Source organism: Paenibacillus sp. J31R122 (genome assembly GCF_056269185.1).
This window is the reverse complement of the sequence record NZ_JBWDNM010000009.1, coordinates 85,062-103,017: the sequence shown is the minus strand read 5'-3', so window position 1 is coordinate 103,017 and position 17,956 is coordinate 85,062. Positions and strand designations below refer to the sequence as shown.

At 41.9% G+C, this 17,956-nt stretch carries 17 protein-coding genes; 14 read left to right on the top strand and 3 right to left on the bottom strand.

Annotated elements, in window-relative coordinates:
* Window positions 1–80 precede the first annotated feature (80 nt).
* From AC0YN7_RS16225 to mglC, 3 genes are all read left to right on the top strand, one after another.
* The gene (locus tag AC0YN7_RS16225; protein ID WP_475811061.1) at window positions 81–1,091 is read left to right on the top strand and encodes a galactose ABC transporter substrate-binding protein; all 1,011 of its coding nucleotides are present in this window, start codon (window positions 81–83) and stop codon (window positions 1,089–1,091) included.
* Window positions 1,092–1,196: 105 nt separating this feature from the next.
* Complete coding sequence (locus tag AC0YN7_RS16220; protein ID WP_475811212.1) at window positions 1,197–2,714, top strand: sugar ABC transporter ATP-binding protein; 1,518 nt, start codon at window positions 1,197–1,199, stop codon at window positions 2,712–2,714.
* Window positions 2,715–2,742: 28 nt separating this feature from the next.
* Complete coding sequence (gene mglC, locus AC0YN7_RS16215; protein WP_475811060.1) at window positions 2,743–3,759, top strand: galactose/methyl galactoside ABC transporter permease MglC; 1,017 nt, start codon at window positions 2,743–2,745, stop codon at window positions 3,757–3,759.
* A gap of 332 nt (window positions 3,760–4,091) precedes the next feature.
* On the opposite strand, the gene AC0YN7_RS16210 is transcribed toward mglC, so the two are convergent.
* The gene (locus AC0YN7_RS16210; protein ID WP_475811059.1) at window positions 4,092–4,775 is read right to left on the bottom strand and encodes a response regulator transcription factor; all 684 of its coding nucleotides are present in this window, start codon (window positions 4,773–4,775) and stop codon (window positions 4,092–4,094) included.
* 25 nt (window positions 4,776–4,800) lie between these two features.
* Window positions 4,801–6,300: an ATP-binding protein gene (locus AC0YN7_RS16205; protein WP_475811058.1), complete on the bottom strand. Its 1,500-nt coding sequence runs from the start codon at window positions 6,298–6,300 to the stop codon at window positions 4,801–4,803.
* A 158-nt stretch (window positions 6,301–6,458) separates the two neighbouring features.
* Here AC0YN7_RS16205 and AC0YN7_RS16200 point away from each other — a divergent pair, with 158 nt between their 5' ends.
* The 7 genes from AC0YN7_RS16200 to AC0YN7_RS16170 all read left to right on the top strand — a co-directional run bounded on the left by AC0YN7_RS16200 (window position 6,459) and on the right by AC0YN7_RS16170 (window position 13,176).
* A complete protein-coding gene (locus AC0YN7_RS16200) occupies window positions 6,459–7,775 on the top strand; it encodes an ABC transporter substrate-binding protein (RefSeq protein ID WP_475811057.1) in 1,317 nt (438 codons plus the stop codon).
* 83 nt (window positions 7,776–7,858) lie between these two features.
* On the top strand, window positions 7,859–8,746 hold the full coding sequence (locus tag AC0YN7_RS16195) for a carbohydrate ABC transporter permease (RefSeq protein ID WP_475811056.1): 888 nt from the start codon (window positions 7,859–7,861) through the stop codon (window positions 8,744–8,746).
* Between the two features lie 24 nt (window positions 8,747–8,770).
* Window positions 8,771–9,646 carry a carbohydrate ABC transporter permease gene (locus tag AC0YN7_RS16190; RefSeq protein ID WP_475811055.1) on the top strand — a complete coding sequence of 292 codons (876 nt, stop codon included), beginning with the start codon at window positions 8,771–8,773 and terminating at the stop codon, window positions 9,644–9,646.
* Between the two features lie 15 nt (window positions 9,647–9,661).
* On the top strand, window positions 9,662–11,071 hold the full coding sequence (locus AC0YN7_RS16185) for a sulfatase family protein (RefSeq protein WP_475811054.1): 1,410 nt from the start codon (window positions 9,662–9,664) through the stop codon (window positions 11,069–11,071).
* Between the two features lie 42 nt (window positions 11,072–11,113).
* Complete coding sequence (locus AC0YN7_RS16180) at window positions 11,114–12,244, top strand: glycoside hydrolase family 88 protein (protein ID WP_475811053.1); 1,131 nt, start codon at window positions 11,114–11,116, stop codon at window positions 12,242–12,244.
* Window positions 12,245–12,268: 24 nt separating this feature from the next.
* A complete protein-coding gene (locus tag AC0YN7_RS16175) occupies window positions 12,269–12,424 on the top strand; it encodes a hypothetical protein (RefSeq protein ID WP_475811052.1) in 156 nt (51 codons plus the stop codon).
* Window positions 12,425–12,858: 434 nt separating this feature from the next.
* Window positions 12,859–13,176 carry a thioredoxin family protein gene (locus tag AC0YN7_RS16170; protein ID WP_475811051.1) on the top strand — a complete coding sequence of 106 codons (318 nt, stop codon included), beginning with the start codon at window positions 12,859–12,861 and terminating at the stop codon, window positions 13,174–13,176.
* Between the two features lie 4 nt (window positions 13,177–13,180).
* Here AC0YN7_RS16170 and AC0YN7_RS16165 read toward each other — a convergent pair whose 3' ends face one another.
* Complete coding sequence (locus tag AC0YN7_RS16165) at window positions 13,181–13,735, bottom strand: GbsR/MarR family transcriptional regulator (RefSeq protein WP_475811050.1); 555 nt, start codon at window positions 13,733–13,735, stop codon at window positions 13,181–13,183.
* A 234-nt stretch (window positions 13,736–13,969) separates the two neighbouring features.
* Between AC0YN7_RS16165 and AC0YN7_RS16160 the strand changes: the two genes are divergently transcribed.
* Genes AC0YN7_RS16160 through AC0YN7_RS16145 form a run of 4 tightly spaced genes read left to right on the top strand, consistent with a single transcriptional unit; the run spans window position 13,970 to window position 17,934 of the window.
* Entirely contained in the window at window positions 13,970–15,058 is a 1,089-nt protein-coding gene (locus AC0YN7_RS16160; protein ID WP_475811049.1) for an ABC transporter ATP-binding protein, read from the top strand.
* Window positions 15,055–16,209, top strand: coding sequence for an alkaline phosphatase family protein (locus AC0YN7_RS16155; protein ID WP_475811048.1), 1,155 nt, complete (start codon window positions 15,055–15,057; stop codon window positions 16,207–16,209). The genes AC0YN7_RS16160 and AC0YN7_RS16155 overlap by 4 nt, the downstream gene beginning before the upstream one ends.
* Window positions 16,210–17,097 carry a carbohydrate ABC transporter permease gene (locus AC0YN7_RS16150; RefSeq protein ID WP_475811047.1) on the top strand — a complete coding sequence of 296 codons (888 nt, stop codon included), beginning with the start codon at window positions 16,210–16,212 and terminating at the stop codon, window positions 17,095–17,097.
* A 9-nt stretch (window positions 17,098–17,106) separates the two neighbouring features.
* Window positions 17,107–17,934, top strand: a complete 828-nt coding sequence (locus AC0YN7_RS16145; RefSeq protein WP_475811046.1) for a carbohydrate ABC transporter permease — start codon at window positions 17,107–17,109, stop codon at window positions 17,932–17,934.
* Window positions 17,935–17,956: the final 22 nt, after the last annotated feature.

Sequence of the window (17,956 nt, the reverse complement as noted above, 5' to 3'; positions counted from 1 at the left end):
GAGGATAATATATGTGAATCAATAGCTAATTACGACATAATGAGGTTATAAATAATTAACTAATCAGGGGGGATTACAACATGAAAAAATGGACGGCAGGGCTTATTATTGGAGCATTAGCAGTTACGGCTGCAGGTTGTGGAAGCTCGAACGGAGAAGGAAGCACAAGCAGCTTACCCAAGACAGGCGTCGCGATTTATAAATTTGACGATACTTTCATGAGTAGTGTACGGAGCTCGATCAAAACAGCTGCAGAAGGGAAATTGGCAGTAGACATCGTAGATAGCCAAAACTCACAGCCAACGCAAAATGATAAAGTTGATTTGTTTATTACAAAAAAAGTGAAGGCGATGTCCGTTAATCCTGTTGACCGTACGGCTGCAGGCACTATTATAGACAAAGCACAAAAGGCAAATATTCCTGTTGTATTCATTAATCGCGAGCCGCTTGCAGATGACTTGGCGAAATGGGACAAGGCGTTTTTTGTAGGAGCTAAAGCTGAAGAGTCAGGTACGATGGAAGGCGAAATTATTGCGGAATACTGGAAGGCTCATCCGGAAGCCGATAAGAACGGTGACGGCGTATTGCAATACGTTATGCTAAAAGGTGAACCAGGCCACCAAGATGCGGAGCTGCGGACGAAATACTCCATCCTTGCGATTGAAGAGGCTGGCATTAAAGTAGAGAAGGTAGCAGAAGATACGGCTATGTGGGATCGCGTAAAAGGTCAAGAAAAAATGGCGGCATTCCTTTCTTCTAAAGGTGACAAAATCGAAGCAGTTATAGCTAACAACGATGATATGGCGCTTGGCGCAATTGAAGCATTGAAAGCTGCGGGTTACTTTAAAAATGATAAATTTATGCCAGTTGTCGGTGTAGATGCAACTGATCCCGCGCAGCAGGCACTAAAAGAAGGTACATTGCTTGGCACGGTTCTCAACGATGCGACAAATCAAGGTAAAGCAACGGTTGAGCTCATGCGTGTACTTGCAGCAGGAGAAACGCCGACGAAAGAAAACACTGGCTTTGAAATTACGGATGGTAAATATGTCTGGATTCCTTATCAAAAAGTAACGCAAGAAAGCAAATAGTACAAGTAGAGAAATGGAATAAAAAACAGGGATTAACGGCAAATGCGTTGCCCCTGTTTTTTTTCGCCCAATTACTTGGTGGGATGAAGAATAGGAGGCTATATGATGGTAAAGCAGCATCCTTATATGCTTGAAATGAATGGGATTACGAAGACATTTCCGGGTGTTAAAGCTCTAGACAATGTCACGCTTAAAGTGCGTCCCGGTACGGTTCATGCTCTAATGGGCGAGAATGGTGCAGGCAAATCTACATTGATGAAATGCTTATTTGGAATTTACAATCCGGATGACGGAGAAATCTTTCTAGATCAACAGAAAATCGTCATTCAGAACTCGAAGGATGCGTTGAACTACGGCGTCTCTATGATTCACCAGGAGCTTCATCCGGTACCGCAGCGAAGTGTGATGGAGAACATTTGGCTTGGCAGATTTCCGTTGAAAGGCATACCTCCTTTTCGATTTATAGATCATAAAAAGATGTATCGTGACACGGTAGAGCTATTCGAAGATTTAAATATGGCAATTGATCCGAACCAGCTTGTTGGGGAATTATCGGTTTCCAAAATTCAATCGCTAGAGATTGCTAAAGCGGTATCTTTCAACTCGAAAATCATCGTAATGGATGAGCCGACTTCTTCGCTTACAGGCAATGAGGTGGAGCATCTATTCGCTATTATTAATAAACTGCGGGCACGCGGCGTCTCGATCATTTATATTTCACATAAAATGGAAGAAATACTACGGATATCTGACGATGTAACCATTATGCGTGATGGCAAATACATCGGTACATGGCCGGCTCCTGAATTGACAATCGATACGATTATTACCCGCATGGTAGGTCGTGATTTATCCGACCGCTTTCCAGAGCGGATAAATAAACCCGGCGATGTCATGCTGCGAGTGGAAGGTTTAACTTCGACACACTTGCATTCCTTTAAAGACGTATCGTTTGAATTGCGTAAGGGAGAAATACTGGGAGTAGGCGGTCTTGTCGGCGCGCAGCGTACGGAGATGATTGAAGCGTTGTTCGGTCTGCGTGCTGTGAAATCAGGTGTGATTTACAAGGACGGCAAGCTAATCACTATTAAATCGCCAATTGATGCAAAACAACATAAAATTGCGCTTCTAACAGAAGAGCGGCGGGTAACTGGTATTTTTCCCGTATTGTCAGTGACGGAGAATACAGCGATCGCTAACCTTGACATGTACCAGAATCGCTTCGGATTTCTGAATGAGTCGAAAATGAGAAAAGAGGCAGCCAAAGGCGTCGAGAAATTCAAAACGAAGACACCGTCTGTCGATCAGCTTATTCGTAATTTATCGGGCGGTAATCAGCAGAAGGTGCTGCTGGCACGTTGGCTGCTGACTGATCCCGATATATTACTGCTGGACGAACCGACACGAGGTATCGATATCGGCGCTAAGTACGAGATTTATAACATTATTATTGAACTTGCGAAGCAAGGAAAGAGCATTATTATGATTTCGTCGGAAATGCCGGAGCTGATTGGTATGTCGGATCGCATAATGGTCATGTCGGAAGGGCGTTCAACTGGAATTTTAGATAGCATTGAGGCGACCGAACAAAGTATTATGAGGCTTGCGGCACAGACGGGCTAATGATGAGGATTTAAGGAGGTTTATGACAATGGGCGAAGCTAAAGGCTTAAGAATAAAAAATGTATTTTCGCAGAACGCAATTTGGATTGTGCTTGTCGCATTGATTTTAGGAATCGCCATTATCGATGCAAACTTTTTGTCTATTACTACGCTTAGAGATATGATGGTGCAATCCTCAACAAGGCTTATTATTGCGCTTGGTGCAGCTTTTGTACTCATTACTGCTGGTACGGACTTATCCGCTGGACGCGTAGTTGGCTTGAGTGCGGTCGTGTCCGCATCCATGCTGCAAATGCCTGATTACGGAAGTAAATTTTTTCCGAACATGCCGGAGCTCTGGATGATTGTTCCGATCATAATTGCTATTACGGTTGGCTTGCTAGTCGGGCTTCTGAACGGGTTGATCGTATCGAAGTTTAGCGTACCGCCGTTTATTGCTACACTCGGGACGATGGTCGCGGTTTATGGCGCGAATTCCCTGTATTTCGACATGCCACCGAACAATTCACAGCCGATCGGCGGCTTGCGCAAGGACTTTACAGAGCTAGGATCAGGAGCTATTGGTGGTGGTCAATTCTCAATCCCTTATATCGTTCTTATCGCGATTTTCGTGGCATTCATGGTCTGGGTTGTATTCAATAAGACACGCCTTGGTAAAAATATGTACGCGATTGGCGGCAACATTCAAGCTGCTAATGTATCTGGTATAAATGTAGCGCGTAACTTGATGTGGATTTATGCAATTGCTGGCGCTTTGTACGGACTAGCTGGTGTGCTTGAAGCAGCGCGTACAGGGGGAGCGTCGAACAACTACGGTAATATGTATGAGCTGGATGCCATTGCAGCCTGTGTAGTTGGGGGCGTTTCGACGACCGGGGGCGTAGGTAGAGTGAAGGGAATCATCGCAGGTGTCCTCATTTTCACCGTCATCAACTATGGTCTGACTTACATCGGAATTAATCCGAACTGGCAATTGATCATTAAAGGCCTAATCATCGTCGTTGCTGTAGCATTTGATATTCGCAAATATGTGGCGAAGAAGTAAGGCGTTATAAAAGCAGGAGTTAAGGAGTTTGTAGGGCTAAACCATCTGCATTGGGTGACTCGTATCGAAGTTGACGGAGTGGGACCCCGATTTTCTAGAGACTTTAAGCACATTTTCGGTGTTTAAAGTCTCTTTTTTGGTTAGTTTGAGTTTGAGAATGACTCAGGCGTGTGAGACCCGCGGCATAGGCATGGCTTCCTTGCCTAATTCCGCCCACACACTTGGGTTATTCCGATGCGGCGTCCTTCACTCGCGCCTTCGGCCAATATTTCGGCCATTCCCCGAAGCAAATACGCTCAGTAAAGGGCAGGAATATCTGACAGGAAACACTTCTATATCTTTTTTAAGAGCTCAAAGATTTTCAGATCATTCACTGTTCTAATAATGTCAGCGGAGCTAGCCATATTGAATTTTTTCAATATGCTTGTCATTTGTTTTTTGACAGTCTCATATTCAACGCAGCGCTCCTCTGCAATTTGTTTCCTCGTTTTTTTCTCACAAAGCAGCTTTAATACCTGCAGCTCACTAGGCGTCAATTCGGAAATAATTTGTATGACAAAAAGAATGCTGCTTTCCGTTCTTTTAATTCGAACGAATTCGGAACGAATGCTCTTCGCGATCATCGGCCGAATGGGAGAGCTATCACGATATGCCGATCTTATTGCTTCTATGACCTCCTCTTGAGCGGCGGATTTAAGAAGATAATCAACAATACCGGTCTGGAAGGCGGCAAAAATAATATTATCGTCTTTGTGAACGGTTACAATAATGATTTTAATATGCGGAAACAGCTCGTGAATTTGTCTGGCAGCGTTAATGCCAGCAAGCGGCTCTTCCATCTCTACATCCATTAAAATAATATAAGGCTGATACTCGATTGCAGCTTCAATGGCATCATGACCGGATTCCACGGATGATATGACCTCCATATCATCACAAGCAGCGATAATACGCTCCAATCGCCGCCGATGTGATTCGATATCATCCACGACTAATATTTGTATGTTTTGATCCAAATCAATCACCTCATTTAAGATCTGATTAAATCACTGGAAGAAAAATTTTAAACGTGGTTCCTTGATCAGGGTCACTTTCAACAATGATTTTTCCGTCATGTCCGATAACAATTTTATGACAATAAGAAAGTCCGATGCCCCAATTATTAACGGAAGCTTTTGTTGTGAAGAAAGGGCTGAAAATGTGTTCTAAATTTTCTTCAGCAATGCCGGGTCCATCATCTTTGATGGCAATAATAGCCCAGTTATTGCTTTCCGAGAGGGTAACGACGATCTGTCCTGTGTCTTGTTGAGAGAGAGACTCTACCGCATTTTCTAATAGATTATAAATAACCTCGCTCATATAATGGGTGTCTACATAGCATAGCGGAAGCTCCTCATCAGAGTTTAAAGTAAGCTTCAAGTTAGTATTACCCACATTCAGTCTTGCCATAGCTTCATTGACAGGCACATTGAGCAGTTGAGGCTGCAAATTAAGGCTGATATCTTGCAACTTATTCGCGGCGTAAGTGATACTCTCCATTCCTTTGCTGCAGGATGCGAGCATCAGGTCAAGACTGTAGGCTGACTCTTTATCAGTATGAATACCTTTAAGATATTCTGCTTCGAATTGAATAGCCAGCAAATGATTTTTTAACGAATGAGTAAAAGCTTTGACGCCGAGTGAAGCGGTATCAATACTATTCTTGATTTGAATATCATGACTCCTATTGTAAGCTTCAATAGAGCTGTATCGGTACATGATATAGATCATAAAGGTAAGCGCGAGAATAACCAAGTAAGGAAAAATGCGAAAGACAAATGGATAAGAACCAACATTAGGCTGAAGGTAATTGTAGTATCCGGTTAATACCGTTGCTATAACTAGATTTTTTGGTGCCCAAGAGAAAATAAGCAAATGAATAATAGCTACGGGAGCAAGGATGAGAATATGGTAGAGCGCATAATTTTTTATAAATTTGATTTTCGGATAATTAATGTAAAAATTAAGCATAAGCAAAAACGCAACGATTAAATACGCGTAGTTGACGTATTTAAATAGCTGGTTCAATAGTATCACAGCTTCTCTGAAAAAAGCAGATAAATCAGTTGGCATATCTCCAATACTCTTCTGCAGCCATATTTGTATGGATGGGTCGAAAAATAAAAGCTGTGTAACCGAAATAGCGGTGATGATTGTGTAAATGCGAGTATTACGCAGCTTTTTTGACGTTCGTGTAAAGGATACGGCGAAGCATAGAAGTGAGAAGTTAAACAGAATCACCCCACCGTTGAGCAGACGGATAAGAAGATTCGGATTGAAACTGGTGAGTACAAGATAGTTCCAAGTTCCTGGACTAAAACTGAAAAATGAGCTGATGATATTTTGATAATAATTAAACTTGCTTAAATACAAAATAAACGATGTGAATGACAGTCCCCACGCCAAAATAATGCCATACATAAATCGGGTAGAAACATTATTCAATTTTTTGTAGGTAAAGAATATCGCTAAGACGAGCAACAAAAGTGTTAAGTAGATCATTTGGACAACCCCCCAGCAGTGAAGTGTTTGACAGATAAGAGGGATTTAATTAATAGGGGTATAAAACATTCACCTTATGTGATGTTAGGATGATCCCTATAATCAAAGTGTGCCTTAAGTAATGCACACATAATACTAAAGATCAGGGGGATTGTAAAATGAGAAAAATATTTTCGCTTCTAGCAGTGAGTACTCTCGCTATCGGGCTTCTATCCGGCTGCGGCTCGGATACGTCCAATAAAGACAAGAATGGAGAAGCCTCAGGAAAGACAGAAGCAAAGCAGGTTGCATTAAAAATGACGGTATTGCCAGCTGATCTGGATACATTCAAAGAGGCATACGAAGACTTCCACAAAGAAAACCCAAACATTACGGTAACGATAGATACGATTCCGCAAAAACAATATTATGAGAAGCTTCGGCTGCAGCTTTCCTCTGGCGATGACATCGATATTTTCGGAGGGAACATGGATGTTCTTCTCGATACTGGTATTCTAGAGCCGCTTGATGGTTTCATCAAAGAAAATAAAGTAGATGTATCTGGTTTTGGCCCCCTTTATGATTCGTTGAAAATAAAAAATGAATCCTACGGCCTTCCTTACCGTAAATCGAACTGGATGCTTTATTACAATAAGACGCTGTTCGATCAAATGAAAGTGGACTATCCGAAAGCGGATATGACATGGGATGAATTCCGTGAGCTTGCTAAGAAGATGACAAAGGGTGAAGGCGCGGACAAAATATATGGAGCGTTCTTGCAGCCATGGGCTCAAACCTGGTATTTGCAAACTGTGCAAAGCGGCTCATCCATTATCGATAAAGATTTGACACCGTTTGCAAAAGGGCTTCAGTTCAGAATGGACATGGAGAAAGACGGTTCAATTATGCCATGGATGGAACAGATTACAACTTCAGCACACTACAATTCAGCATTCCAAAAGGGCAATGTAGCGATGAATCTTATTGGGGACTGGCATGTGGCTCAATTGAGAGAAGCGGAAGATGAGAAGAAAATAGATTTTGACTGGGATGTCGTACCTATTCCGCATCCTGAAGGAGTGCCCGCTAATACAAGTGTGGCTGCGCCTACTTCACTAATGATTAATAAAAACTCGAAAAATAAAGAAGAAGCGTTCAAGGTTATCGAATACATGACCGGTCCGAAAGGCGCAAAATTGTTTGCTTCGAAAGGCTACTTGACGGGCTATACGAACGATGAGATTAAGAAAACGTATATTGGCGACGGAAGCCGCAAGCCTGAGCATATTAAATATTTCGTTGAGCAAAAAGAATACCCGGAATATCCGTTCCTGCCAGGCGTGAAGAACATTGTTGTAGAAGGAGCTTATAAGCAAGAAGGTGAGCTTGCGTTAGTGGGCAAGCAAACTGCTGAAGAAGCTATTCAAAAAATTGCTGAACGTGTGCAGAAGGAATGGGTAGATAAGTACGAAAAGGAGTACCAATCTAGCAAATAATCATGTTTTGATCATGGAAATTTTGATAGCAGAACGTCACTTGCACCAAGTGACGTTCTGCTATCAATAAAGGAGCTGAAATAATGAAAACAGCCAAGGCAGTCGTGAGGCGAAATCGGCTCGTGGGTTATACATTTTTATTACCAAATATAATAGGGTTTCTTATTTTTATTTGTTTTCCGGTGTTTGCATCGTTTTATATGAGCTTTACCGAATGGAACGGTTTTGGAGACATTAAGTTCATAGGTTTGGATAATTATAAAAGGCTGTTGACCGATGAAACGTTTGGTATTTCTCTAGCCAATAGTTTAATTATGACGATTGTATTTGTTCCAGTGACGATCTTGCTGGCTATTGTGTTCGCTTCGATATTAAACAGAGGAGTTAGAGGACTAAAGCTATTTCGTACAGCGATGTTTCTGCCCCATATTACAGCGACAATCGCGGTTGCTGTCATTTGGCAGCTGCTATTCAATCCGTCAATGGGGCCGATTAACGGCTTGCTCCGCAGTATCGGCATTGATAATCCTCCTACTTGGCTGGCATCTACGGAATGGGCGCTTTTCTCTGTCATTATCGTAAGCATCTGGCATGGGATTGGCTATTATATGGTTTTATTTCTAGCTGGATTGCAAGGCATTCCGAGAGATCTGTATGAAGCTGCTGAAATTGATGGAGCGGGCAAGCTGTCCCAATTCAAAAATGTAACGTTGCCTATGCTGTCACCTATTATATTTTTTACTATTATTATTGCCATTATCAATTCATTCAAAGTGTTCGATCTGATCTATGTCTTAACGCAGGGCGGGCCTGGACGCTCTACCCACGTGCTTGTATTTGACATTTACAATACCGCTTTCAAAAGCTACGAGTACGGATATGCATCATCGATGGCTTATGTATTGTTCGCGATTATTATGCTGATCACGATCATTCAGTTTAGAGGCCAGAAAAAATGGGTCAATTATTGATTTTTGATAGAAAGGAGACATACTATGAATAGAATTGCACAAGCATCAACATTGTCTCTGCCCAAGAAACAGAATCATATTTTGAAAATCGCTTCAAGAGTATTGCTATATGCCGTTCTAATTGTTGCAAGCCTTTCGATGGTTATTCCGCTCTTATGGATGGTATCGGCATCATTGAAATCTGAAGCAGAAATATTCAGCTTTCCCATTCAGTGGATTCCCAGTACTTTTCACTGGTCGAATTATGTGAAGGTATGGAGTGAGATTCCCTTCCCTGTGTATTATTTCAATACGATAAAAATCGCCGTAATAACTACGGTGCTGCAAATTATAACATGTTCATCGGCGGCATACGCCTTTGCGAAGGTGAAGTTCCCGGAGAGAGATAAATTGTTTTTCCTCTATATCGCAACAATGATGATTCCTTATCAAGTGATGATGATCCCACAATTCATGCTTATTAAGGAAATTGGATTGATGAACTCACATTGGGCGATCATTTTGTTAGGAGCATTTAGTCCATTCGGCGTTTTCTTGTTCCGTCAGTTTTTTATGGCTATACCGGAAGAGCTATCTGAAGCGGCCCGAATTGATGGTCTTAATGAGTTTGGAATCTATATGCGCATCATCCTTCCACTGACACGACCGGCAATCGCAAGCCTTGTTATTTTTACTTTTATGCATGCTTGGAATGACTTTCTTGCACCGCTAATCTATTTAAGTGATGACAAGCTATTTACACTGCAGCTCGGCATGCAGCATTTTCAATCTGAATTCAGTACCGATTACGGACCACTGATGGCGGCAGCCGTGTCTGCAATTGTTCCTACGATTATCATTTATTTTATTGCGCAGGATCATTTCATTGAAGGAATCGCTGCCGGTGCTGTAAAGGGCTAGAAAGGGGGATGGATCATGAGCAGCAAACAACCCAATTTGCTTTATATATTCGCCGATCAATGGAGAAAACAAGCTGTTGGCTACAGCAACGAGGATCCCGTTCTTACCCCGAATATAGATGAGTTTGCTAGCAATAATCTGATATTCGATCATGCGATCAGTTGTACCCCCCTTTGCTCTCCACATCGTGCCGCACTTTTGACGGGGAAATATCCGCAGTCTACCGGTGTCTATACCAATTGTAAGATTGGTGCTGACATCATGCTGGGCCCTGAGGAAATTTGCATAGGGGACGTTCTGAAGCAGTCGGGTTACGATACAGGATATATTGGCAAATGGCATCTGGATTTGCCTGAACAGAACATAACATCTGAACCGTTATCCGGTGCGAAAGACTGGGATGCGTATACACCACCGGGACCGAAGCGGCATGGCTTCGATTTCTGGTATTCTTACGGAGCCGATGACAATCATCTCACTCCTCATTATTGGAAGGACAGTCACGAGCAAATTAAAGTCAGCCAGTGGTCGCTAGAGCATGAGACAGATGTAGCTTTAGATTACTTGCGCAATCATAATAAAGATCGGCCTTTTGCGTTGTTCCTATCTTGGAATCCTCCGCATAGTCCATTCGAGCTCGTTCCAGATAAGTATAAGAAGCTGTACGAAAATAGAGAAGTTATTCTAAGGCCGAATGTAAAGGCAGAGCATTTGATGGCGCATACCGGCGAGCCGATTGCAGGTGGTATGGATAATCTTCAGCGTTATACTCGGGATTACTGGGCCGCGATAACGGGCATGGATGATCAGTTCGCTCGTATTATGAATGACCTGAAAGAGATGGGCTTAGAAGAAGATACGATTGTCGTTTTATCTGCTGACCATGGTGAATTACTTGGCTCGCACGGTCTTATGGCCAAGCATTCCTGGCATGAGGAATCGATCGGCATTCCATGTGTGATGCGCTGGAAGGGTCACCTTGCTAGCGGGAGAACTGATTTGTTATTTAATAGTGTGGATATTATGCCTACGCTATTAGGGCTGATGAGGCTTACGGTTCCCGCGACGGTAGAAGGCACTGACTATTCTCCCGCTTTGCTTGAGGAAGCGGATGTTGAGGTGACATCTGCTTTTATTTCAGCATTCCCTGGACGAAAGGAAGTCATTGAGCATTTTGCGAGTTTAGGGCTTGATAATAAACGATATGGTTGGAGAGGCGTGCGGACGCTGCGTTACACTTATGTCATTCATAAAGGCTATGCTCCGGATGAGCCTATAGAGCGACTATTGTATGATAATGAGGAAGATCCCTATCAAGTTCATCCTATCCGCATAATTAATGCAGCGGAGCATGATCTGGCGAAGCAGCTTGAGGCAGAACTCATGAATTGGTTAACAAAAACAAATGATCCGTTTTTATTTTGAAATCCAATATAATTCATTAATAATAAGCAGGGGGATACAGTCATGATATGGAAGCAAGCCATTGAGGATGCTGTGAACAAAACGGCAAGAAATATAGAGCGGTATGGTGATCTTTTTCCCCATGTCAGTACCGATGGTGGAAATAAGTATGAATTAAATGCAAATACAGATTGGACGGACGGTTTTTGGTCAGGAATACTATGGCTTTGTTACGAATATACGGGAGACGATCAATTTCGGAATGCCGCGCGTCGCACAGTCGAGAGCTTCAAAAAAAGGCTCGAGCAAAAGGTGGAGCTTGATCATCATGATATCGGCTTCCTGTACTCATTGTCGTCAAAAGCGCAGTGGATGATTGAGAAGGATGAGCCTGCGCGTCAATTAACGCTGCAGGCCGCCGATCATCTTATGACGCGTTGGCGTCCAAAAAGTGGGATTATTCAGGCATGGGGTCCTGAAGGCGATGAAGTGAACGGCGGGCGAATCATTATTGACTGCTTGCTAAATCTACCTTTGCTCTATTGGGCTTATGAACAGACGGGGAATGACGAATACCTGCAAGTGGCGATAAGCCAAGCCAATAAAAGCCAACGTTACTTGGTACGTGGTGATAACTCCTCCTACCATACCTTTTATTTCAATCAAGAAACAGGAGACTCTATTCGCGGAGGCACCCACCAAGGCTATTTGGATGGATCGACATGGACTCGTGGACAAGCATGGGGCATTTATGGATTTGCTTTATCCTACCGCTATACGAGAAACGCCGCATACTTGGAAACGTCCAAGCGCTTAGCTCTCTATTTTCTGGAACAGCTTCCCGAGGATCAGGTCGCTTATTGGGATTTTAATGTGCCTGTTGAATCAAATACTCCAAGGGATAGCTCAGCTTCAGCAATTGTTGCTTGCGGTATTATCGAATTGCTCAGCCATTTGAATACGGATGACAGTGCCCGTGAACAGTTGGAAATGGGATTGCAAAATTCGATGAGCGGATTAGTTAATCATTATTCAACCATAAATGACAACGATGTAGAAGGACTGCTGAAGCATGGCTCCTATCATGTTAGAGGCGATTCATCTCCTGATGACTTCGTAATATGGGGCGATTACTATTATTTAGAGGCGTTAATGCGACTCGAAAAAGGACATAAAGGCTATTGGTACGAATAGGAGAGACGGAGAAGCGAGCCATTTATGATGGCCAATATACTCAGCATCACGATAGCCCAGCACCCCTTAGCGGTGCTGGGTTATTTTTTGGATTTGATTCATTTAGGAGCAGAGCTGGAACTGCTCACTCCTAATAAATTGTGCATTGAAATGTGGCTCAAGGTCGAAATACGTGATTAGCGTATAGAGGGAAGTGAAGGTGCACTTGATTTGACTGTATTCCATCCAATCAGCACTCCATCCAAAACGTTGTGTTCGAGTTAGGCTGTATTTTATACAGGCTAATCGTCCGTTTTGCACTTAAATGGCTCCTATCTGCCTATTAGATTGGATCTTTTCCATTCAAACACTAAATAAAGGGAATAAGTGAACGTTTGATTGGACAATATCCATTCTAATTGTCTATCTGTCCCTTAATCTCAAAGGGACCTCACCTCACCTCACTAACCTCTAACCTTAGGATCTAATTATTCAAATTTATATAATAAATTATTCAAGCATTGGTTTTAATATTTAGCCTGAAATTTAACATTTAACATAACTAATGATGTTATGATGTTAAATATATTCTAAATAGAACGCCGATATGGAATGAGAGGAACGATACAGGAACTATGGGCATACCAGAAATACAAGAAGATGAATGGCTAAAATTGAATCGAATTGGAAATGGTCAGGACGCATTATTATTTACTACTCCGCTCTGCGGCACATGCAAGGTCGCGGAACGGATGCTGGAGGTCGTTGCTGCTGCCGATGTTCCCGTAACCATGTACAAAATAAATATAAATTATGCCCCGAAGCTGCGTAATGCTTGGAAAATTACGAGTGTTCCATGCCTCGTATTGCTGAAGAATGGTGAACCGGTGCGATACGAATACGCGATGCGATCCGTCGATCATTTATATAAAATTTTAAAAGGTATGGACTAGCGCCCTATTTCTGGTCGGTAAATTGATCATCTATAAAATCCCCGTTACGCATCCGATTCACGAACTGCTGAAGCCAGGTGTAATAACTGAAGCCGTGGCGTAGCTTATGTAGATCCCTCAGGCATTCCTGCCTCTCCTCATCGGGGGTATCCTCCGCAAGTATAATTTCCGAAAGCTCAGGAATTACCTCATTGATCGAGCTTAGCATGACATCGATCTCCCGCTGCAGTTTCATAGTGAAAAAGTTATGAAACGCTAAGAAAAAATCGGTTTCCGCTAAATATTGATCCTTCCGGTCCTTCTTCTCCTTCAGCTTAGTGACCATTTTGGAATCCAGCAGCGACCGGATCGCGTAGCTCATATTACTTTTGCTCATATTCATATATTCCTTCATGTCTTCAAGCGTCATTGGCTTATCCTCGAAAAACATAATGCCGTACAACTTGCCGAACGAATGGTTAGCGCCGTACAAATCCATTGTTTGCGCTATGGCTTCTATGATTTGGGCACGCAGTTCACTTCGGCGAGGGGAATCCCCATCTTGAGTCTTCGTAATCATCTGCTTCTTAACACTCCTTTTTATAAAAATATCCCGCATGTGTGTGTCAATTTACAACATCTTAAAATGAGGTTGATGGTTAGTTAACAATTAAAGGTTACATTGAGTGTACAATAAATTTTGTACAAAAGGCAATTACAAATCCTTAATATGACATTTTAGTCAAACGTAAAAGAAAAATTGAATGGGAAATGCGCAACTGCGCCTATGTAAATTGGATAGGAGGTTTTCATTATGTCGAGTATAACTTTGAAGTCACTGTCAAAACAATATACGAATGATAAACACACACTAGATAATATCAGTCTGGATATCAAAGATAAAGAGTTTTTGGTGTTGCTTGGACCATCTGGGTGCGGAAAATCGACTTTGCTAAGAATGATCGCCGGCATTGAAGACATTACAAAAGGTCAAATATGTATTGGGGATGTTTGTGTAAATGATGTAGAGCCTAAGGATCGAGGGGTAGCGATGGTTTTTCAAAACTATGCACTATATCCTCATATGACGGTATTTGAAAATATGGCTTACGGTTTGAAAATAAAAAAGGTGAAAAAAGCCGAAAGAGAACAACGAATTAAGGCGGCATCGGATATTTTGCAAATCAATCCGTTGTTGAAACGGCTGCCTAGCCAATTGTCAGGCGGACAAAAACAGCGGGTTGCAATCGGCAGAGCTATTGTGAAAGAACCGAAAGTCTTTTTGATGGACGAGCCGTTATCCAACCTGGATGCGATGCTAAGAAATGAAATGAGAATTGAAATTAAAAAACTGCATGAGCGCTTAAACGCCACTTTTATTTATGTGACACATGATCAGGTAGAGGCTGTTACCCTTGGCGATCGAATCGCGATTATGGCAGAAGGAAGGTTTCGGCAAATTGGGACTCCCATGGAAATAATCGATAGCCCCGTGGATATGTTCGTCGCTAATTTCATCAGTTCACCTCCAATCAATTACTTAGATGCTGTTCTGGTTGAACGAAATGGACAAATTGCTGTGGATATAGACGGCGTCCTGCTGGAAACAAACCTGCCCACAGAAACCATTCATAACCATCCCAGGATTGTAGCGGGGATTAGACCTGAGCATTGCTACATTACGGAAGACACCAATAATGCATTAGTCATGGATGTTTTGTTCACTGAAATTATCGGTACGGATGTGTTAGTGCACCTGAAGTATAAGACGATCAACTTTCTTGTGAAAAAAAGCTTTACTGAAACTTATGCAAGGGGCCAAAAGTTAAACGTGGGGATACATGCAAACCATGTTAAGGTGTTCGACAAAAGTACGCAAAAAAATGTAAGGAGCATCCAATGAATGTTCTGATCTCGTTAGATGGTTTAAGTTATAAAATTTTTGAACGCTACGCGCAGCAGTTTGTAAATAATGGATTTTCGTACTGCAAGAAAATGATCACAACCTTTCCTTCCGTTACATTTAATGCTCATGCTACAGCTATAACGGGAAGCAATCACAATAAGCATTTCGTATTTGATAATATTGTGGCTCGTTCTAAGACAATGGAAAGAATATCGTTGTACGACGACCATGAGCTCATTTGCAATGAAGCCTTACACAGCCAAACCTTATTTTATTCTTTGGCAAGGCATACATTGAAGAGCTGCTGCATCCATTGGCCGTTAACATCCGGCAACCCATATATTGATCATTTAGTTACGGAATCAAGCAGTAAAAAAAAGATTGAAGGAATCGCTTCTGTGGATGAAATCGATAACTCCGCACAGCGTGAAACGATGCAGGCGATTGCATCCAGAGCGTATGATTTTATCGCTGCAAGGTTTGTCGGTTATGATGCCCTTTCTCATCAATATGGGAAGGACTCTACAGAGGCAGAACGTTGTCTGGGCAGGCTGCTTGAATATATCGATCAAATTGCTGTTGCGTTAAAAGATTCTGAACTCCCATACAACTTGTTTGTATTTTCAGATCATGGACAAAGTGATGTTCAGTCCTTCTTTTATCCGAATGAGATTTTGGCGCAAAGCCGCTGGCGAGAACATTTGTTTAACAAGCAAATAAGGTTTGTCGGCGATGGGAGCGGATCTATGTTGTTTTACAGCTCGCTTAGGCAGGAGCAAAACAAAGAAATTATGGACTATTTTAATCGTTTGGCTCAAGTGAATTACTTTCATGAGGTAGAAGATGAGTATAGTTCAGAATTTAAACCTGTCGGCATATTGGATCTGAATCATACGGTATGCGGAGAGGATATCATTGCGCCGGAGCAGCCGAAATACAAGGATATGAAAAGCTTGCACGGGTATCATCCCGCCAATGTCGATGAAATGAATGGCTTTATGGTTTGTATCGGTGACCAGATCAAGCAAGCTGAAATGATGGAACAACATGGCATAGAGAACATTGCGCCTACGATAGCGAAGTTGTTTCAGATTCCTCACCATTGTGACAGCACGGAAATCAAAGACATCATTAGGGAGCATGAGTAGATGGTCAGGTTAAACAGCAGAAATGTGAAGGACAACCTATGGTCGCTTGCGCTGCTATTGCCAACACTAATTCCATTAGTTGTTTTCTGGATATATCCGATGGTTAAGACGTTCCAAATTAGTTTTACGGATTGGAACTACATTTCACCTACATTTGAATATGTGAAGTTGGGCAATTATCAGGATTTTATGGACGATTCATTTTTTATAAAAGTATTAAAGAATACGCTGGTGTTTACTCTCTTTACAGTGGTCCCGCCAATCGTTATAGGACTGTTCGTGGCTACCATGTTGAGCAAAATAAAAGCACTTCGTACCTTATTTGTAGCTACTATGTTTTCATCATGGATCACACCGACTGTCGTCGTTTCAATGGTGTGGGTCAGCATATTTGATAAAAATACAGGCATTATTAATGCCATTTTGAAAGTTGTAGGCATAGCGCCTATTGAATGGCTGGGTGGTGAAACTACCGCTATGATCGTAGTTATCGTCGTAACGGTTTGGCAGTATTTAGGGCTTGCTATCTTGTTGCTTACCTCTGCACTCGCCAAATTAGATCCGGAAGTAGAGAAAGCGAATGATTTGGATGGGGGAAGAGGGCTAAGAAAGTTATTTAAAATTACCTTGCCGGCTATATCTCCGATTCTTATATTTTTGATTATGTTGTTTACCTTGGATTCGCTTAAAGCCTATGATCAGATTTATATTTTAACGCAAGGCGGGCCAGCGGGTGCGACCTCGACCATTCTCTACTACTTCTATGTATTAGCTTTTCAGTGGTATGAAACAGGACCAGCTTCTGCTTTGGCAATTATTTTCCTAGGTATTTGTCTTCTGATCAGTGCCTTATTTTACTTCATATCCAAATTACTAGTTAAGAAATGAGGTGAGGACTTGTACTGGGCAAGATTAAAAACAGTCATCAATTATGCAGCGTTAACTTTGTTAAGCATCATCATGGTGTTTCCGTTTATTTGGATGTTCATGATTTCTATCAAACCGAAAACTGAGATTTATAGCGGTCATATTTTACCGACAACCTTTCATTTCGAGAATTACATCAGAGTATTTACAGAAACGAAGATGCTGCTTTATTTATGGAACAGTATGTATGTCAGCATAATCATTATTGTTTTTCAAATATTATCAGCTATTTTTGCGGCTTATGTATTCACGGCGATTAAGAAGAAATGGGTGCAATTTTGTTTCGTGCTTATATTGGCAACCTACATGCTGCCAGCAGCCGTAACTTACATTCCTTCATTTATTCTGATCTCCAAAATGAATCTCTTGGATACTCATTTAGGTTATATTTTCAGCGAGTTTATAAGTATCTTTGCGATATTTTTCTTGCGACAAACCTTCGTTCAGGTGCCCAATGATGTGATTCAAGCGGCTAAATTGGATGGGGCAGGGCATTTGCGGTTGATCTTCACCGTGTATATCCCTTATTCCAAAAATGCCATTGCTTCATTAGTATTGATTACATTTATTTATAGCTACAACAACTATATGTGGCCTTCCTTGTTAATCAAGACAGAAGAAAATATGTTCGTCACGATCGGCTTGCGAAGATTATTTATGAGTCAGGCAGGTTACGGAATGGACTTCCCTCTAGCCATGGCTGCATGTGCTGTGTCGTTGCTGCCCTTGTTTATTATATTGGCGGTCTTTAATAAAAAAATAATTAAGTCAATGGCAAGTCTTTATGTTAACAAATAAGGTGGTGATGTAGCTTAGCTTA

What these genes read in the sequence shown, in the direction of transcription:
- mglC (WP_475811060.1), top strand. Translation starts at nt 2,743, where the DNA reads ATGGGCGAAGCTAAAGGCTTAAGAATAAAAAATGTATTTTCGCAGAAC.
- AC0YN7_RS16200 (WP_475811057.1), top strand. Translation starts at nt 6,459, where the DNA reads ATGAGAAAAATATTTTCGCTTCTAGCAGTGAGTACTCTCGCTATCGGG.
- AC0YN7_RS16205 (WP_475811058.1), bottom strand. Translation starts at nt 6,300, where the DNA reads ATGATCTACTTAACACTTTTGTTGCTCGTCTTAGCGATATTCTTTACC.
- AC0YN7_RS16195 (WP_475811056.1), top strand. Translation starts at nt 7,859, where the DNA reads ATGAAAACAGCCAAGGCAGTCGTGAGGCGAAATCGGCTCGTGGGTTAT.
- AC0YN7_RS16150 (WP_475811047.1), top strand. Translation starts at nt 16,210, where the DNA reads ATGGTCAGGTTAAACAGCAGAAATGTGAAGGACAACCTATGGTCGCTT.
- AC0YN7_RS16185 (WP_475811054.1), top strand. Translation starts at nt 9,662, where the DNA reads ATGAGCAGCAAACAACCCAATTTGCTTTATATATTCGCCGATCAATGG.
- AC0YN7_RS16220 (WP_475811212.1), top strand. Translation starts at nt 1,197, where the DNA reads ATGGTAAAGCAGCATCCTTATATGCTTGAAATGAATGGGATTACGAAG.
- AC0YN7_RS16225 (WP_475811061.1), top strand. Translation starts at nt 81, where the DNA reads ATGAAAAAATGGACGGCAGGGCTTATTATTGGAGCATTAGCAGTTACG.
- AC0YN7_RS16180 (WP_475811053.1), top strand. Translation starts at nt 11,114, where the DNA reads ATGATATGGAAGCAAGCCATTGAGGATGCTGTGAACAAAACGGCAAGA.
- AC0YN7_RS16160 (WP_475811049.1), top strand. Translation starts at nt 13,970, where the DNA reads ATGTCGAGTATAACTTTGAAGTCACTGTCAAAACAATATACGAATGAT.
- AC0YN7_RS16155 (WP_475811048.1), top strand. Translation starts at nt 15,055, where the DNA reads ATGAATGTTCTGATCTCGTTAGATGGTTTAAGTTATAAAATTTTTGAA.
- AC0YN7_RS16165 (WP_475811050.1), bottom strand. Translation starts at nt 13,735, where the DNA reads ATGATTACGAAGACTCAAGATGGGGATTCCCCTCGCCGAAGTGAACTG.
- AC0YN7_RS16175 (WP_475811052.1), top strand. Translation starts at nt 12,269, where the DNA reads ATGATGGCCAATATACTCAGCATCACGATAGCCCAGCACCCCTTAGCG.
- AC0YN7_RS16190 (WP_475811055.1), top strand. Translation starts at nt 8,771, where the DNA reads ATGAATAGAATTGCACAAGCATCAACATTGTCTCTGCCCAAGAAACAG.
- AC0YN7_RS16170 (WP_475811051.1), top strand. Translation starts at nt 12,859, where the DNA reads ATGGGCATACCAGAAATACAAGAAGATGAATGGCTAAAATTGAATCGA.